Here is a 15,352-nt window from a genome sequence, read left to right as displayed (position 1 = left end):
CCGGCACCGGGCCGATCAGGCCCGCCAGCAGTCCTTGAGGTGGTCGTCGACCATGCCGGTGGCCTGCATGAGCGCGTAGCAGGTGGTGGGGCCGACGAAGACGAAGCCGAGGCGCTTGAGCTCCTTGGCCATGGCCTTGGACTCGTCGGTGATCGCCGGGACGTCGCCGAGCCCGACCGGGCGCTCGGACTCCGCGCGCTCCGGCGGGGCGAAGGACCAGAGGAGGTCGTCGAGCGGGCGGTCGAGCTCCAGGACCGCCCTGGCGTTGGTGATCGCGGCGTCGATCTTGGCCCGGTTGCGGACGATGGAGGCATCGCCGAGTAGCCGCTGCCGGTCGTCCTCGCCGAAGGCGGCCACCGATTCCGGGTCGAAACCGGCGAAGGCCTCCCGGAACGCCGGGCGCTTGCGCAGGATCGTCAGCCACGACAGGCCCGACTGGAACGACTCCAGGGTGATCCGCTCGTAGAGCTCGGGGACTCCGCGCAGCGGCACGCCCCACTCCTGGTCGTGGTAGGCGACGTAGTCCGGCTGACCTGCGCCCCACGGGCAGCGCGACCGGCCGTCCTCGCCGATCACGGCGGCACTCTCACTCATCCTCGGCACCGCCCTCGGTCGTCGCGCTGCGCGCCTTGTCGAGCTCCTGCCCGGCGGCGTCGAGCTGGCGCTCCAGGACCGCGATCCTGCCGTGCAGGTCGTCGAGCTCCCCCGCCAGCCGGTCCAGCACCCAGTCGACCTCGGTGACCTTGTAGCCGCGCAGGACCTGCTGGAACCGGAGCGCGCGCACGTCGGAACCCTCGACGTCGAGGGAGGGCAGCCGGGTGGGCGTGGAGCCCGGTGGCAGCGGCGCGAGCTGCTCGCCGCGCCCGAAGACCAGCGAAGCCAGCAGGTACACCGCGGCCGCGACCGCAAGCACCACGAACAGGTAGATGAGCGCACTAGCCACGGGACAATCGTGGCACGCCCCACCGACCACCCGTCGAAGTACCGGCGTTGTTCCAGCGGTCGGTTAGCGCAGCGGAACCTGACTAGTCTTCAGGACCTGCGGCCGTCCGGGGTGACGGGGGAAGTTCTCATGAAAACTTCCCCCACCTCCCACCCGTCTACGCACCGGCAGCCGGGCGGCCCGAAACCGCTCCTAGGTCTTGGCGGGTGCTGTCAGGACGCCTTCGATGGCGTGGGTGAATTCGCGCCAGGCGCGGCGTTCCGCCTGGAGGGTGTGGGAGCCCGCCTGGGTGAGCCGGTACGTGCGTCGCTGGCGTCCGCCAACGGTGCTCCAGGAACTCTGCACGAATCCGGCTCGCTCGAGTCTGCGCAGCGCCGGGTAGACCGTGCCGGTGGGCAGGTCCAGGGCGCCACCACTGCGTTCCTGCAAGGCCTCGATGATGGCGTAACCGTGCAACGCCTTGCCGTCGAGGGTGGCCAGGAGCAGGGCGTCCAAGTGGCCGCGGAGCGCGTCAGCCTTCACAGGTAGTGACTCTACGGGTATTTGCGGGCACTGTCACCGCCTCCGCACAAGAGGACCAAGGTCCTTTCCCGATCCGGACCCGCATGAGTTGAATCACAGCAACTTGAGTCGGCCGTTCGGGTGGTACGACCCCGAACGGACGCTCCCGATCGGCTGATCCGAGCACACTCGGAGAACGAGACCGGAGACTCGTTCTCCACCGGCAGACCCGATCAGGAGCCGATATCGTGCCCGACCGCGAAGCCGACCCGACCAACGGCGCCGACCTGCTCGACAGGACGGCGCCGAAGCCCACGGACAACTCCGAGAGCGACACCAGGCTCGCCGCGCTCGACCAGGTCCGCGTCTACCTGAACTCGATGGTCGAAGTCCTCGACCAGCACCCCGAACCGAGCCTCGACCTGGACGAGGCGAAGTGGCGGCTCGACGAGCTGGTCGACGAGCTCGCGGCCGAACGGCCCAGCGCACCGCGGGTGCAGTCGTTCTGGATCCGGCTCGCCCCGATCCTGCGCGAGGTCCGCTCGGACATCCCGATCCCCGCGCTCACCCACCTGATCCGCACGGCCGTCGGCGTCGCCTGAGGCCCTCGTCCGGAGACGCCGCGGCGCTCAGCCGACCAGCGCGTCCAGCGCCTCGTCGACGTCCGAGGTCACCGTGAGCAGGTCCAGCGAGCGCTGCGAGGCGAACCCGCTCTCCACCAAGCCGGTGAGCCAGTCCAGCAGGCCCGTGAAGTGCCCGTCCGGGTCCAGCAGCACCACCGGCTTGCTGTGCATGCCCAGGTAGCGGGCGGTCCAGATCTCGAAGAGCTCTTCGCAGGTGCCGATGCCGCCGGGCAGCGTCAGGAACGCGTTCGCGTGGGCGTCCATCAGCCCCTTGCGCTCGCGCATGGTGTCCACGACCAGCAGCTCGTCCGAGTCGGTGTCACCGACTTCGAGGTCGACCAGGGCGCGTGGGATGACGCCGATGGTGCGGCCGCCGTCGGAGCGGGCCGCGCGGGCGATCTCGCCCATCATCGAGACCTTGCCGCCGCCGGAGACCAGCGTCCAGCCGCGCTTGGCGATCTTGCGACCCACCTCGGCGGCCAGGTCCAGGTAGTCCTGCGACACCGGTCCGGACGCGCAGTAGACGCAGACCGAGACGTCCGCCGACGGGGTGCTCAATGCGCTGCCTCCCAAGCCTCGTAGGCCTCCTGCACGATCGACACCGCGTCGTCGACGTCGTCGGTGACGTGCAGCAGCGCCATGTCCTTCTCGCCGATCTTGCCGCCTTCGAGCATGTGGTCCCTGATCCAGTCGTAGAGACCCTGCCAGTAGTCCGTGCCGAAGAGCACCACCGGGAACTTGGTGACCTTCTTGGTCTGCACCAGGGTCAGCGCCTCGAAGAGCTCGTCCATGGTGCCGAAACCGCCCGGCAGGCAGATGAACGCCTGCGCGTACTTCATGAACATCGTCTTGCGGACGAAGAAGTAGCGGAAGTTGACGCCCAGGTCGACCCACGGGTTCAGGCCCTGCTCGAAGGGCAGCTCGATGCCCAGGCCGATCGACAGCCCGCCGGCTTCGGAGGCACCGCGGTTGACCGCCTCCATCGTTCCGGGGCCGCCACCGGTGATCGCGGCGCACCCGATCCCCGCGAGCTCCTTGCCGAGCTCCACGCCGGTGGCGTACTCGGGGTGATCGCGCGGGGTGCGCGCGGATCCGAAGACGGTGACCGCGCGCGGGACCTCTGCCAGTGCGCCGAAGCCCTCGACGAACTCGGCCTGGATGCGCAGCACCCGCCACGGGTCGGTGTGCACCCAGTCCGACGGTCCTCTGGAGTCCAGCAGGCGCTGGTCGGTGGTCGTCGGTTCGCTCAGGCGCGAGCGGCGCAGCACCACCGGGCCGCGTTGCTTCTCGTGCGGACGCTCCGCACCGTTGGGTTCACCCCACTGGCCATCGACTGTCATGGGACGAGCCTACGCACGCGCCGATCGTTCCCCGAGCCGCCCCGCCGCTGCGCAGACGGGGTGAAATGCCTGTTCACGGGGGATTCACAGGGCTGTCGCACGGCGTACGATCGAAAGAAAAGATCTAGCGGCGCCGGCGACGCGAGCCGGGCGCGACACGCAGATCTGCTCCGCGATCTACGCAGGCGCTCAGCGCCGTCGGACCGTTCCCAGCGAGCCCGGGAGCCGGTCATGCTCATCGAACTCCTCATCGCCATCCTCGTGGTCGCCGTCATCGGCGCCGCATCGAGCATCAAGATCGTCAAGCAGTACGAGCGAGGCGTTGTGCTTCGCTTCGGCCGGCTGCAGGAGCGCACCCGCGGCCCCGGCATCACCGCGATCGTTCCGGCGGTGGACCGGCTGCAGAAGGTCAACATGCAGATCGTGACGATGCCGGTGCCCGCGCAGGAGGGCATCACCCGCGACAACGTCACGGTCCGGGTCGACGCGGTGGTGTACTTCCGGGTCGAGGACGCGGCCAGGGCCGTGGTCAACGTCGAGGACTACCTGTTCGCGATCGGTCAGGTCGCGCAGACCTCGCTGCGCTCGATCATCGGCAAGAGCGATCTCGACGACCTGCTGTCCAACCGCGAGCAGCTCAACCAGGGCCTGGAGCTGATGATCGACAGCCCGGCGCTGGGCTGGGGCGTGCACATCGACCGGGTGGAGATCAAGGACGTCTCGTTGCCGGAGTCGATGAAGCGCTCGATCGCCCGCCAGGCCGAAGCCGAACGCGAACGCCGGTCGCGGGTGATCTCGGCGGACGGCGAGTTCCAAGCGTCCCGCAGGCTTTCGGACGCCGCGCGGGTCATGTCCGACACCCCGACCGCGCTGCAGCTGCGCCTGTTGGAGACCGTCGTGGAGGTCGCCGCCGAGAAGAACTCGACCCTGGTGCTGCCGTTCCCGGTGGAACTCCTGCGGTTCGTCGACGCCGTGCAGCAGCAGGGCGAGAACCCGGCAGCGGAACAACCGGAAGAACCCGAACCCGAGGAGGCCCCGGAGCTCACCGACACCGAGCGCAGAGCCGCCGAGCTCACCGACACCGCCCCCGCGGCAGCCCTGCCCCAGCAGCGGGACGCGGAGGAACCCCAGGACACCGAACCCCTCGGCACCGCCTGATCCTCGGGGGTGGGGAAGTTTTCATGAAAACTTCCCCACCCCCGAGGGAAATGACCTCGCGCGAAATTCGAATGCGCCTACGCGGCGGAGGGGTACCTCCGAGTCAGGACAGGAAGCGGTGGAGGGTGGCCGCGCACTGCCGGATCTCGGTGGTGCGCACGTGTTCCTGCTGGGTGTGGGCGAGGGTGGGGTTGCCCGGGCCGAAGTTGACCGCCGGGAGCCCTCGGGCCGCGAAGCGGGCGACGTCGGTCCACCCGAGCTTCGCCACCGGCTCCGCGTCCGATGCCTCGACCAGCTCGGCGGCGGCCGGGGAGGTCAGACCGGGCAGGGCACCGGCCGACAGGTCGGTGACCACGACCTCGTAACCGGCGAACAGCTCCCGCAGCTCCGCTTCCGCCTGCTCGGCGGACTTGTCCGGGGCGAAGCGGTGGTTGACGGTGACCACGCACGAGTCCGGGACGACGTTGCCCGCGACACCGCCGGTGATCTTCACGGCCTGCAGGCCCTCGCGGTACTGGAGCCCGTCGATCACCGGGTTGCGCGGGGTGTGCTCCACCAGCCGCTGCAGGATCAGCTGCGCGGCGTGGATGGCGTTCTCCCCCATCCACGCCCGGGCGGTGTGCGCGCGGGTGCCGGTAGTGCTGACCTCGACGCGGATCGTGCCCTGGCACCCGGCCTCGATCGACGCGTTCGACGGCTCGCACACCACCGCCAGGTCGCCGTCGAGCCATTCCGGCAGCTCGCGCTCGATGCGGCCGAGACCGTTGCGCTCGGCCTCGATCTCCTCGCAGTCGTAGAACACGAAGGTCAGGTCGTGGCGCGGCTCGGTGAGCGTCGCCGCCAGGTTCAGCATCACGGCGTCGCCGCTCTTCATGTCGGTGGTGCCGCAGCCGTGCAGCAGCTCGTCCTCGCCGGAACCGGTTCGCCGCGACGGCAGGTTGTCGTTGATCGGCACGGTGTCGAGGTGCCCGGCGAGCACGACCCGGGCGTCCCTGCCGAGGCGGGTCCGCGCCAGCACGGCCTCGCCGTTGCGGATCACCTCCAGGTGCGGGGCCTGCTCGCGCAGCGCCTGCTCCACCGCGTCAGCGATGGTCTTCTCCGACCCGGAGACGCTGGGGATGTCCACCAGCGCGGCGGTCAGCTCGACGGGGTCCGACGTGAGGTCCAACGAAGCGGTCACGCCCGGCAGGCTACTCCGCTGACCAGCGCGAGCAGCACAGGCGGGAACCAGATCGCGGGATCCGACATCACACCCCGGGACAGCGGGCTAGGCTCCCGCATCGAACTGGTGGGCTCCCGGAGGCTGGCATGGGTTACAGGGCGGAACCGGAGGCGCTGCACCACGCAGAGCGCAGCGCGCAATCCGCTGGTGAGCAGGCTGGCCGGGTGCGCATCGCCGACCCGGTGCAGGACATCGCCGAGGCTCTGCCCGGAGGCAAGAGCGAGGGAGCGTCGGCGAAGGTCGCGCAGAGCTGGCAGCGCGCGCTCGCGAAGTGGAGCGAGGACGCGACCGCGCACGGCAAGTCCCTCGCCGACGCCGGCAAGACCTACGAGCGCACCGATTCCGGCAGCGCCGAGAGCATCAGCGCGACGGGGCGGTGAGCGCGGTGGTCGACTACGCCGACGTGCGCCGCTGGAACGGCGAGCGCCTCGACGCGGTGCACGGCGAGCTCGGCAAGCGGAGGGACCGGCTGGTCGCCCTGCAGGACGAGCTCGACGGCGCCCGCAACCCGGACGGCTGGACCGGCGAGGCCGCCCAGCGCGCGGCCGACCAGCACCGACGCCTGATCGACGGGATGCGCTCGCTGGTCGCCGAGGTGGCGACCGTGCGGGTGGCGGTGGCCGCGGCGGCCGACGACGTCACCGCGCTCGCGCGCCGCGTCGACGCGGCCGACCACGAGGCCCGCGCGCACGGCTTCCAGATCACCGAGGCGGGCGGCGTCCGCGACGTCGCCCCGCCCCAGGACGTCCCCGCCGATCAGGTGGAGCAGGTCAAGGCCGAGCGGCTCAAGGTTCGCGACGGACTGGTCGACGAGATCGAGAAGATCCTCGACCGGGCAGAAGCCATCGACGCCGCGCTGGCCAAGACCCTCACCGCGGCGGAGGAGGACGAGATCGAGCCGGGCCAGGGCACGTCCCTGTCCGACGCGGCCAGGACCGACGAGGTGATGGCGCTCGCCGACTCCGCCGGAAAACCGCCGCACAACACCGCGCAGGCGAACGCGGACTGGTGGAAGTCGCTGTCCGACGAGCAGCGCACGGCGCTGCGGGACAGCGCGCCCGCGTGGCTGGGCAACCGCGACGGCATCCCGGCGGTCGTGCGCGACACGGCGAACCGCGCCAACCTCGCCGACACCCGGGCGCAGCTGCGCGGTGAGCGGAACCGCTTGGCGCAGGGCGGGATCAGCGAGGACGAGCAGGAGAAGGCCGACCAGATCGACGCGAAGCTCAAGGGCCTCGACGCGGTCGAGGACACCATCGCCCGCGACAACCGGCAGCTGCTGGTCCTGGACGCGAGCGGCGAGCGGCTGAAGACCGCCGTGGGCGTGGGCAACGTGGACACCGCCGACCACGTCTCGGTGTTCACCCCCGGCTACACGACCACCGCCGAGGGCAGCCTCAAGGGCGCCGACGCCGAAACCCAGGAGCTGGTCGCCGAATCCCAGCGGGAGATGCTGCGCTCCGGCGAGGACGGCGAGGTCGCGGGCGTGTTCTGGCTGGGCTACGAGGCTCCGCAGGAGTCCGAGAACACCGACGTGCTGGGCGATTCCGTGGTCAGCTCGAACTCCGCCGAGGAGGGCGGGGCGAAGCTCAACGAGTTCTACAAGGGCATCAACAGCTCTCGCGACGACGATCCGCACCTGACCGCGATCGGCCACTCCTACGGCTCGACCACCACCGGCTACGCGCTGCAGGGCGGCGGGCACGGCGTGGACGACGCGATCATCTACGGCTCCCCCGGCGTCGGCACCAACGACATCGAGGACGTGCACGTCCCGGAGGGCCACACCTACCGGCTGGAGGCGAAGGACGACCCGGTCGCCGACTTCGGCCGGTTCGGCGGCGACCCGTCGCACATGGACGGGTTCACCGACCTGTCCACCGAGTCCTCCGGCGAGGGCGGGCAGGTCACCGGTCACAGCGACTACCTGCAGCCGGACACCACGAGCCAGCACAACATCGCCTCGGTGGTGGGTGGCGTCCCGGAGAACGCGGTGCAGGGCAAGACCGACGGCGTGGGCGACGCGCTGTCCTACGTCCCGCACCAGGCCCAGGAGGGCGCTTCGGCCCTCCACGACTGGGGCAGCGACCGGATTTCCGACATCAAGGACCTGTTCTGATGAGGCGATTCGCCACACTGGTCATGGGCGCCGCGCTCCTCGCCGGATGCGCGGCGGGCGACCCCGACGGGAGAGACATGCGAGACGGGCTCGACGCGCTGCGGCAACGCCCCAGCCTGGAAGAGGTCACCGCCGACTACGACCGGATGCAGCAGGAGCTGCGCGACCGGCTGGTGACCGAGCTCGGGCTGCCGGAGTTCGTGGACAAGGGCAACACCGGGGAATCGGCGTGCCCGGAGTTCGCCGACGTGCCCGGCGCCGAGCAGCGCACCCTGGCCACCTGGATGCAGTCCGGCGGGGTGCCCGAGGAGAAGTGGGCTTCAGCGCTGCGGATCGCCACCGAGGTGGGTTCTTCTCGCGGGTTCACCGAGCTGCACGTGGTCACCGACCGGCCCGGTGATCACAAGGTCGAGCTGCACAACTCCTACGGCGCCCGGCTCCAGCTCGGCGCTGCGGCCAACACCGTGCTGAGCGTGCGCACCGGCTGCCACCTGCTCCAGTCGGCGAAGGGGTGAGCTCGGTGAGCGCACCGGACACCAGCGGTCGCCCGGCTGCGGTGATCTTCGCCGTGCTGGCCACCCTCACGGCGCTGCCGATCGCCGCCTTCACCGCCTTCGTCGGTATCTGGGGAGCTTCGGTCCCCTGCCAGCCGGGCGGCGAGGGCGGTTGCACGCCGAGGGGGATCGCGACCGGGCTAGCCGTGCTGGTGCTGCTCGCCGGACCGGTGTACCTGTGGTTCCGGGTCCGGCGGCCGGACTCGACGCTCACCGCGGTGGTCGTCGGGCTGATCGGACTGGTGGCCGGGCCCGTGGTCGCGCTGGTCCTGATGAGCATGGCGCTGAACCTGTTCGCCTGAGTGTCGAGCCTCACAGGGTCGCTTGGGGGAGGTCGGGTGAGGCGGTCTCGGGCGGTCCGGCATCATTTCTCAACGTCCGGATCTACGTCCGACCGTGACGGGGGTACCCGCGTTGGACCCGCGAAGTGCGCTGCAGCAGCGCCCCAGCATCGAGCAGATCACCGCGCACTACGAGCAGATGCAGAAGCGGCTGCTCGAACTGCTGGATCGACTGGTCGGGCCGTTGGAGTGGGCGGTGTCGGCACCGCAGAGCAGAGCGAGCTGCGCGGAGTTCGCCGATTCCGACGCGGAGAGCCGGGTGCTGGAGTCCTGGCGGGCGGCCGAGCCCGTCGCCGACGTGGACTGGCCGAGCGCGGTGTCCATCGTCCGGTCGATCACCGCGGAGTACGGCTTCGTCGAGCCGGAGATCATCGTCAACCGCACGGGTGATCACGAGATCACCGGCAACGACTCCTACGGCGCGGTCTACACCTTCGGCACCTCGCGCAGCACGATCCTGACGCTCACGACCGGGTGCCACCTCCCGGGTGCGGCGAAGGGCTGATCAGCCCACCCCGTGCAGGCCGGGCGCGGCGTTGCCGATTACCGTTTTGGGCATGAGCGCGAACATCCCCGACCCGCAGACCACGGGCGCCCACGGCGTGGGCCTCGCGACCGTGACCGACGACGGCACGGTCCTCGACACCTGGTTCCCGACCGTCAAGCTGAGCGAGTCGGGCCAGTCCGGCACGACCAAGCTGACCGCGGAGCAGGCCGCCGAATCCCTCGGCGAAGCCGGTGTCGCGCTGCTCGGGCGGGATGACGCCCGGGGCGTCGACATCATCGCGGTCCGCGTGGACATCGCCAAGCTCGCCGACGCTCCCGCCGACGCGCACGACGCCTACCTGCGCTTGCACCTGCTGTCGCACCGCCTGGTGCGCCCGCACGGCGTGAGCCTGGACGGCCAGTTCGGCCTGCTCGCCAACGTCGTGTGGACCAACCACGGGCCGTGCCCGGTGGAGGGCTTCGAGGCGACCCGGCTGCGGCTGCGGGCGCGCGGCCCGGTGACGGTCCACAGCATCGACAAGTTCCCGCGCATGGTCGACTACGTGTCGCCCTCCGGCGTCCGCATCGGCGACGCCGACCGGGTCCGCCTGGGCGCTCACCTGGCCAGCGGCACGACCGTCATGCACGAGGGCTTCGTGAACTTCAACGCCGGGACGCTGGGCGCCTCCATGGTGGAGGGCCGCATCTCGGCCGGTGTCGTGGTCGGCGACGGCTCGGACGTCGGCGGCGGCGCGTCGATCATGGGCACCCTCTCCGGTGGCGGCAAGGAGGTCATCTCCATCGGTGAGCGCTGCCTGATCGGCGCCAACGGCGGCATCGGCATCTCGCTGGGCGACGACTGCGTCGTCGAGGCGGGCCTGTACATCACGGCGGGCACCAAGATCACGCTGCCGGACGGCACGATCACCAAGGCCTCCGAGGTCTCCGGCAACGGCGGGCTGCTGTTCCGCCGCAACTCCACCAGCGGAGCGGTCGAGGTCGTGGCCAAGAGCGGCGGCAAGGTCGAGCTCAACGCCGCCCTGCACGCCAACGACTGAGCGTTCCCGATGAAGGGCGCCTCCCCGCGGGGAGGCGCCCTTCATGCTTCGATCGGAGTAGCGATTCGCACGAGTTGTCCGTTCTAGCATGGGGAATGGTCTCTTCGCCGCTGCTCGAAGACCTGCTCGGCGCCGAACCCGCCACCGCCGGGCGGAAGGCGCCGGTCGCCGAGCACGTCCGCGCCGGCCTGGACGCGAGGCTGCGGGCGCTGTGCGCGCACGAGTCCGGGACGCGCAGCGGCGAAGATCCCGAGGAGCTGCACCAGATGCGGGTGTCGGTCCGGCGGATGCGCGCGATGCTGCGGTCTGCCCGGCCGTTCCTGGACCAGGACCGGTCCGAACCGCTGCGCGCCGAACTCGGCTGGCTGGGCAGGGCGCTGGGCCCGGTCCGGGACCTGGACGTGCTGCTGGAGCGGCTCCGCGCGGAATCGGCCGACCTGCGCGGTCCCGAACGCTCCGCCGCCGCGCGGCTGATCTCCGGGCTCGACGGCGAGCACCGGCGAGCCAGGGACGAGATGCTGGTCGCGCTGGACAGCGACCGCTACCAGCGGCTGCTGGAGGCGCTGGCGCGCGCTGCGCGGGAACTCCCGGGCGAGGGCTCCGATTCCGCCGCCGCGTCGCAGCTGCGGGATCTCGTGCGCAAGCAGTTCCGCAAGCTGCGCAAGGCGGTTCGCGCGCTGCCCGCCGAGCCGGACGACTCCGAGCTGCACGCGCTGCGCATCGACGGCAAGAAGGTCCGCTACACCGCCGAGCTCGCCGAACCGCTGCTCGGCGCCCCGGTGAAGCGGCTGATCAAGGCGGCCAAGGGGTTCCAGGACGTCCTCGGCGAGCACCAGGACGCGTGCGTGGCGGAGGAGCGGATCCGGGCGTTGCTCGACGAGCGCGGACCACGTCCGGAAGCCGACATCGCCTTGGTCGCAGGACGTCTCGTGGAACGCGAGGAGGTCCGCAAGGCGGACCGCCGCGCCCGGTGGCCGGAGTCCTGGGAGGCGCTCAGCGCCGCGGCGGCGGAGGTGTGAGGCACCCCGGCGGTTTTGGTCCGAACCGACCGGGTAAAACGGTCATGATCATGGGACGGTTCGGACCGAAACCACTCGATCAGGCACCCAACCGCTTCGCCGCAGCCGAGATCCGCTCATCGGTCGCCGTCAGGGCGATGCGGACGTGGTGGGAACCGCCAGGTCCGTAGAACGTGCCCGGGGCGACCAGGATCCCCCGCTGCGCGAGCCATTCCACCGTCGCCCAGGCGTCCTCGCCCCGGGTCGACCACAGGTACAGCCCGGCCTGCGAGTGCTCGATGGTGAACCCGGCCGACTCCAGCGCGGGACGCAGCACGGCGCGGCGGGCCGCGTAGAGATCGCGCTGCGCCGTCACGTGCTCGTCGTCGCGCAGCGCGGCGGTGACGGCCTCCTGAACCGGCCGCGGAACGATCATCCCCGAGTGCTTGCGCAGTTCGAGCAGCCGCGCGACCAGCACCGGGTCACCGGTGACGAACCCGGCGCGGTACCCGGCCAGGTTCGAGGACTTCGACAGCGAGTGCACGGCCAGCAGCCCGTCACGGGCGGCACCGACCGAGGGGTGCAGGACCGAGACCGGCTCGGCGTCCCAGCCCAGCGCCAGGTAGCACTCGTCGGAGGCCACCACGGCGCCCGCGTCCTGCGCGGCGCGCACCGTCCTGCCGAGCTCGTCGGCGTCGAGCACGCGGCCGGTGGGGTTGGACGGCGAGTTCAGCCAGACCAGCTTGGTCCCGGCGGGCGGCAGCTCACCCGGGGCCAGCCGCACGACCTCGGCACCGGCGATCTTCGCGCCGACCTCGTAGGTCGGGTACGCCAGGTCCGGGATCGCGACCACGTCGCCGGGCCGCACGCCGAGCAGCGTCGGGAGCCAGGCGACCAGCTCTTTGGAACCGATGGTCGGCAGCACCGCGTCCGGTTCGAGACCGGTGATGCCGTACCGCCTGCGCAGCGACTCGACGGCCGCTTCGCGCAGGGCCGGCGTGCCGTGCGTCGTCGGGTATCCCGGGACATCGGCCACCGCCGAGAGGGCTTCCTGCAGCTTCGCCGGAACGGGGTCGACCGGGGTCCCCACGGACAGGTCGACGATGCCTTCCGGGTGCTCGCCGGCGGTCGCCTTGTGCGACGCCAGCGAGTCCCACGGGAAGTCGGGAAGCCGGGGCCCGGGCGCTGCTGCGCCCGGGCCGATTTCGGAGCTCATTCGCCCTGAGGCGGCAGGCTCGTGACGGGCTCGACGTCCTTGCTGACCTTGCCCACCTTCGCAGCGCCACCCGGCGAGCCGAGGTCGTCGAAGAAGTCCACGTTGGCCTTCGTGTAGGCGGCCCACTCGTCCGGCACGTCGTCTTCGTAGTAGATGGCCTCGACCGGGCACACCGGTTCGCAGGCACCGCAGTCGACGCACTCATCGGGGTGGATGTAGAGCATCCGCCCGCCCTCGTAGATGCAGTCGACAGGGCACTCCTCGATGCATGCCTTGTCGAGCACGTCCACGCACGGCTCGGCGATCACGTAGGTCACGGTTGCACTCCTGGTCGAAGCGTTGTCCAACGCGCGCTCAGGAATCTCCTGGCGCGACTGCTGACAGTATCTCTCGCACCCCCCTGAACGCGTAACTGGTCCCACGGCTCGGGAGGCCGTTCGACTCTACGTCGCGGGAGTTAACGGGGTAAACCATTCAGGCGCAACCACTCCGCGCCCTTCCGGCCGATCCGCTTGAGGGCCGAACGTTCTCCCAGGTAACCACCGACGACCCCGACCACGGGCAGGTTCCCGATGAGCTGGTGGTGCGCCCTGCCCTGAGGCCTCCCGTCGAGCTCCGAATCGATCTCCCAGAGAGCACGTGCCATCCGCCACACCGTGCGCACCACTGCCTTCACGGTCGCTTTACCGTGCTTGCGCTTCGAGGCGTCGATGTCCTCGGTGAGCTCCTGCGTGCGCGCGTCGTCCTCGGCGCCGCCCGCGGCCAGCTCGGCGCTGATCTCGCGCCCCAGCAGCACCTCGGCGATCAGCTGGACCTTCACGGCCGGGTCGGTGACCTCGTGCTCCCCGGCGATCGCGCACAGCACCAGGCTCTGCCCGGTGATGCCCAGCGCGTTGCGCAGCGGCAGCCGGGACGTGATCGCACCGCCGAACCGGGGCAGCCCGGCCGCCAGCGCGAGGAACCGCCCGACCCGCTGCGTCCACCAGTCGCAGCGCTCGTCAACGCTCATCGCGTCCCAGGTGGAGCTGCCGGGTACCTGCATCGAGTCGAGCTGCCGCAGCAGCTTGTGCACCGCCCCGTCGCCCAGCGCCTCGATCTCCCGTCCGCGCAGCCGGACCGGGTCGGCCTCCCGCAACGCGGACAGAACCGGAGTCGCGGCCCGCACGAACGGCCGCAGCACGGTGGCGATCCGCTCGTCGGTCAGCACTTCAGCCATCAAGACCTCCCGGCGCACATTCTGCCGAACCCGCACGAGAACCGCGGCGAGCGCGGCGAGGATTCGCCCGCGCGATGCCGGAGGTTCGCGTCGCGGCTGATCGTCAGCGCGGGGGCTTGGCGAGGACGATGCCGAGCATCATCGCGCTGGGCAGGGTGCCTCCGGCGATGAGCAGCAGGGTTCGCCAGTCGCTGCCGAGCAGGACGACGTCCCCGCCGGGCCCGAGGACCCCGAACACCAGCACCACGACGAACCACAGGACCAGCGGTGCGCCCGCCACGCGCCGGCTCCGGGAGATCCGGCCGGCCTCGGCGACCAGCAGCGGAGTCGTCACCACCGCGACCGCCGCGGTGATCGGGAACTGCACGGACCCGATGTAGAGCGGGAGGTACATCAGCTCCAGGATCGCCAGCAGGACCGTGTCGAGCAGCAGGAAGCCGAACAGGGTCGCGTCCCTGCGCGTCACCGGTCGCCCACCGGCTCGGTGCCGCTCACCCCGAGCCCGCCGAACAGGTCGGTCTCGCAGCCCTCGGACGAGCCGTCGGCCAGCACGTAGTGCTCGGTGGCCACCACCGGGTGCGCCACCCCGTTGGACAGCGCGTAGGAGGCGACGCCATCGCCGTTGCGCCACTGCTCGACCCAGACCTTGACCTGCGTGCCGTGCGCCCGCAGCGCGCTGATCTTGGCGGGCAGGTGCTCGGCGATGTCGATGACGGTGGTGATGGACTCGTCTGCGACGCTGGCCAGCTCGTGCGGTTCGGGCAGGTCGAACGGCAGGTCGTCGGAGCGGGCGAGATCGGCCAGCCCGGAGGCCAGCGCGTCCCGCGAGGGAACCGCGTAGAACAGCCGGTCCACGCCCTGGACCCGCTGCACGGCGGCCCGGGTGATCTCGTGGGCGCGGATGTGGTCCGGGTGCCCGTAGCCGCCATCCTCGGCGTAGGTCACGACCACCTGCGGCTTCACCTCGTCGAGGACGTCCACCAGGGCCGCGATCTGCGGTTCGGGGTCGCCGACGGCGAAAGCGCGCGGGTGCGGATCGGGACGGGAGGTCGCCTGACCGGGCTGCTCCCAGAGCATCCCGGAGTCGCGCCACCTCCCGACGCCTCCCAGGAACCGCTGCTCGGCGACCCGCAGCGCGGCGCAGGCCGAGCGGAGCTCACCGACGCGGTACCCGCCGAGCTGATCGGCCTGATCGGAGACCAAGCCCTGCAAGCTCGCCGGGATGACCTCGCCTTCCTCGCCGAGGGTGCAGGTCACCAGGTGCACCTGCACCCCGCGTGCCGCGTAGCGGGCGATCGTCCCGCCAGTCCACAAGGTCTCGTCATCAGGATGAGCATGGACCAGCAACAACCGCGGCGGAGCAGTCAACGTCACCGTTCCAGCCTAATCCCAGCCGGGTGCCACACCGGCAACGCCCACCACCGTCAGGCAAGCGCCGATGGCGCCTTTCTCCGTGCCCCACCCGAGCAACCGGCACCGCCGCGGGTTCTGACACGTCTTCTGGTGAGGACAGCCGCAGCGCCGCGTATCTCCTAATACTCAAGTCGCGGATCCCGGAGCCAGAAGGCGTGTCAGGT

General features: G+C 70.8%; 20 protein-coding genes. 9 read left to right on the top strand and 11 right to left on the bottom strand.

All coding sequences use genetic code 11. The features are described from left to right. Positions 1–15: 15 nt before the first annotated feature. The 3 genes from ACYVF3_RS01350 to ACYVF3_RS01340 all read right to left on the bottom strand — a co-directional run bounded on the left by ACYVF3_RS01350 (position 16) and on the right by ACYVF3_RS01340 (position 1,465). Positions 16–594 (bottom strand): DNA-3-methyladenine glycosylase I, encoded by a 579-nt coding sequence (locus tag ACYVF3_RS01350; RefSeq protein ID WP_461152456.1) that lies wholly within the window; start codon positions 592–594, stop codon positions 16–18. Beyond that, positions 587–943: a DivIVA domain-containing protein gene (locus ACYVF3_RS01345; protein WP_461152455.1), complete on the bottom strand. Its 357-nt coding sequence runs from the start codon at positions 941–943 to the stop codon at positions 587–589. Before ACYVF3_RS01345 ends, ACYVF3_RS01350 begins: the two co-directional genes overlap by 8 nt. Before the next feature lie 192 nt (positions 944–1,135). After that, positions 1,136–1,465, bottom strand: coding sequence for a PadR family transcriptional regulator (locus ACYVF3_RS01340; RefSeq protein ID WP_461152454.1), 330 nt, complete (start codon positions 1,463–1,465; stop codon positions 1,136–1,138). 227 nt (positions 1,466–1,692) lie between these two features. On the opposite strand from ACYVF3_RS01340, the gene ACYVF3_RS01335 reads away from it, so the two are divergent. Continuing rightward, positions 1,693–2,046, top strand: a complete 354-nt coding sequence (locus ACYVF3_RS01335) for a hypothetical protein (protein ID WP_461152453.1) — start codon at positions 1,693–1,695, stop codon at positions 2,044–2,046. Positions 2,047–2,073: 27 nt separating this feature from the next. Here ACYVF3_RS01335 and ACYVF3_RS01330 read toward each other — a convergent pair whose 3' ends face one another. Both ACYVF3_RS01330 and ACYVF3_RS01325 read right to left on the bottom strand, forming a co-directional pair. Further along, complete coding sequence (locus ACYVF3_RS01330) at positions 2,074–2,625, bottom strand: LOG family protein (protein ID WP_461152452.1); 552 nt, start codon at positions 2,623–2,625, stop codon at positions 2,074–2,076. After that, positions 2,622–3,407, bottom strand: coding sequence for an LOG family protein (locus ACYVF3_RS01325; protein WP_461152451.1), 786 nt, complete (start codon positions 3,405–3,407; stop codon positions 2,622–2,624). The genes ACYVF3_RS01330 and ACYVF3_RS01325 overlap by 4 nt, the downstream gene beginning before the upstream one ends. 231 nt (positions 3,408–3,638) lie before the next feature. Between ACYVF3_RS01325 and ACYVF3_RS01320 the strand changes: the two genes are divergently transcribed. Continuing rightward, positions 3,639–4,565 carry a slipin family protein gene (locus ACYVF3_RS01320; RefSeq protein WP_461152450.1) on the top strand — a complete coding sequence of 309 codons (927 nt, stop codon included), beginning with the start codon at positions 3,639–3,641 and terminating at the stop codon, positions 4,563–4,565. 103 nt (positions 4,566–4,668) lie between these two features. Here the strand turns inward: ACYVF3_RS01320 and dapE are convergent, their stop codons facing one another. Further along, positions 4,669–5,745 (bottom strand): succinyl-diaminopimelate desuccinylase, encoded by a 1,077-nt coding sequence (gene dapE / locus ACYVF3_RS01315; protein ID WP_461152449.1) that lies wholly within the window; start codon positions 5,743–5,745, stop codon positions 4,669–4,671. A 128-nt stretch (positions 5,746–5,873) separates the two neighbouring features. On the opposite strand from dapE, the gene ACYVF3_RS01310 reads away from it, so the two are divergent. The 7 genes from ACYVF3_RS01310 (at position 5,874) to ACYVF3_RS01280 (ending at position 11,364) form a co-directional block, all read left to right on the top strand. Continuing rightward, the gene (locus ACYVF3_RS01310) at positions 5,874–6,167 is read left to right on the top strand and encodes a hypothetical protein (protein ID WP_461152448.1); all 294 of its coding nucleotides are present in this window, start codon (positions 5,874–5,876) and stop codon (positions 6,165–6,167) included. Further along, entirely contained in the window at positions 6,164–7,906 is a 1,743-nt protein-coding gene (locus ACYVF3_RS01305; RefSeq protein ID WP_461152447.1) for an alpha/beta hydrolase, read from the top strand. Before ACYVF3_RS01310 ends, ACYVF3_RS01305 begins: the two co-directional genes overlap by 4 nt. After that, positions 7,906–8,421 carry an LppA family lipoprotein gene (locus ACYVF3_RS01300; protein WP_461152446.1) on the top strand — a complete coding sequence of 172 codons (516 nt, stop codon included), beginning with the start codon at positions 7,906–7,908 and terminating at the stop codon, positions 8,419–8,421. The genes ACYVF3_RS01305 and ACYVF3_RS01300 overlap by 1 nt, the downstream gene beginning before the upstream one ends. 5 nt (positions 8,422–8,426) lie before the next feature. Beyond that, entirely contained in the window at positions 8,427–8,762 is a 336-nt protein-coding gene (locus ACYVF3_RS01295) for a hypothetical protein (RefSeq protein WP_461152445.1), read from the top strand. Positions 8,763–8,874: 112 nt separating this feature from the next. Further along, complete coding sequence (locus ACYVF3_RS01290; RefSeq protein WP_461152444.1) at positions 8,875–9,306, top strand: LppA family lipoprotein; 432 nt, start codon at positions 8,875–8,877, stop codon at positions 9,304–9,306. 52 nt (positions 9,307–9,358) lie between these two features. Beyond that, on the top strand, positions 9,359–10,345 hold the full coding sequence (gene dapD / locus ACYVF3_RS01285; protein WP_461152443.1) for a 2,3,4,5-tetrahydropyridine-2,6-dicarboxylate N-succinyltransferase: 987 nt from the start codon (positions 9,359–9,361) through the stop codon (positions 10,343–10,345). 95 nt (positions 10,346–10,440) lie between these two features. Continuing rightward, on the top strand, positions 10,441–11,364 hold the full coding sequence (locus tag ACYVF3_RS01280) for a CHAD domain-containing protein (RefSeq protein ID WP_461152442.1): 924 nt from the start codon (positions 10,441–10,443) through the stop codon (positions 11,362–11,364). A gap of 79 nt (positions 11,365–11,443) precedes the next feature. Here the strand turns inward: ACYVF3_RS01280 and dapC are convergent, their stop codons facing one another. From dapC to mshB, 5 genes are all read right to left on the bottom strand, one after another. Next, positions 11,444–12,559 (bottom strand): succinyldiaminopimelate transaminase, encoded by a 1,116-nt coding sequence (gene dapC, locus ACYVF3_RS01275; protein ID WP_461152441.1) that lies wholly within the window; start codon positions 12,557–12,559, stop codon positions 11,444–11,446. Then, complete coding sequence (gene fdxA / locus ACYVF3_RS01270; protein ID WP_145742841.1) at positions 12,556–12,876, bottom strand: ferredoxin; 321 nt, start codon at positions 12,874–12,876, stop codon at positions 12,556–12,558. The genes dapC and fdxA overlap by 4 nt, the downstream gene beginning before the upstream one ends. A 140-nt stretch (positions 12,877–13,016) precedes the next feature. Continuing rightward, positions 13,017–13,775: a hypothetical protein gene (locus tag ACYVF3_RS01265; protein ID WP_461152440.1), complete on the bottom strand. Its 759-nt coding sequence runs from the start codon at positions 13,773–13,775 to the stop codon at positions 13,017–13,019. Between the two features lie 103 nt (positions 13,776–13,878). Further along, positions 13,879–14,241: a hypothetical protein gene (locus tag ACYVF3_RS01260; protein WP_461152439.1), complete on the bottom strand. Its 363-nt coding sequence runs from the start codon at positions 14,239–14,241 to the stop codon at positions 13,879–13,881. Continuing rightward, a complete protein-coding gene (gene mshB / locus ACYVF3_RS01255) occupies positions 14,238–15,149 on the bottom strand; it encodes an N-acetyl-1-D-myo-inositol-2-amino-2-deoxy-alpha-D-glucopyranoside deacetylase (RefSeq protein WP_461152438.1) in 912 nt (303 codons plus the stop codon). The genes ACYVF3_RS01260 and mshB overlap by 4 nt, the downstream gene beginning before the upstream one ends. Positions 15,150–15,352 lie beyond the last annotated feature (203 nt).

Source organism: Saccharopolyspora tripterygii, assembly GCF_054778355.1.
The sequence above is the reverse complement of the archived record's forward strand: the minus strand, read 5'-3'. Positions and strand labels throughout refer to the sequence as shown.

Bases quoted from the DNA above. Each gene is read 5' to 3' on its own strand.
- ACYVF3_RS01265 (WP_461152440.1), bottom strand. From the start codon at position 13,775: ATGGCTGAAGTGCTGACCGACGAGCGGATCGCCACCGTGCTGCGGCCG.
- ACYVF3_RS01350 (WP_461152456.1), bottom strand. From the start codon at position 594: ATGAGTGAGAGTGCCGCCGTGATCGGCGAGGACGGCCGGTCGCGCTGC.
- dapD (WP_461152443.1), top strand. From the start codon at position 9,359: ATGAGCGCGAACATCCCCGACCCGCAGACCACGGGCGCCCACGGCGTG.
- dapC (WP_461152441.1), bottom strand. From the start codon at position 12,559: ATGAGCTCCGAAATCGGCCCGGGCGCAGCAGCGCCCGGGCCCCGGCTT.
- ACYVF3_RS01310 (WP_461152448.1), top strand. From the start codon at position 5,874: ATGGGTTACAGGGCGGAACCGGAGGCGCTGCACCACGCAGAGCGCAGC.
- ACYVF3_RS01300 (WP_461152446.1), top strand. From the start codon at position 7,906: ATGAGGCGATTCGCCACACTGGTCATGGGCGCCGCGCTCCTCGCCGGA.
- ACYVF3_RS01280 (WP_461152442.1), top strand. From the start codon at position 10,441: ATGGTCTCTTCGCCGCTGCTCGAAGACCTGCTCGGCGCCGAACCCGCC.
- ACYVF3_RS01325 (WP_461152451.1), bottom strand. From the start codon at position 3,407: ATGACAGTCGATGGCCAGTGGGGTGAACCCAACGGTGCGGAGCGTCCG.
- ACYVF3_RS01320 (WP_461152450.1), top strand. From the start codon at position 3,639: ATGCTCATCGAACTCCTCATCGCCATCCTCGTGGTCGCCGTCATCGGC.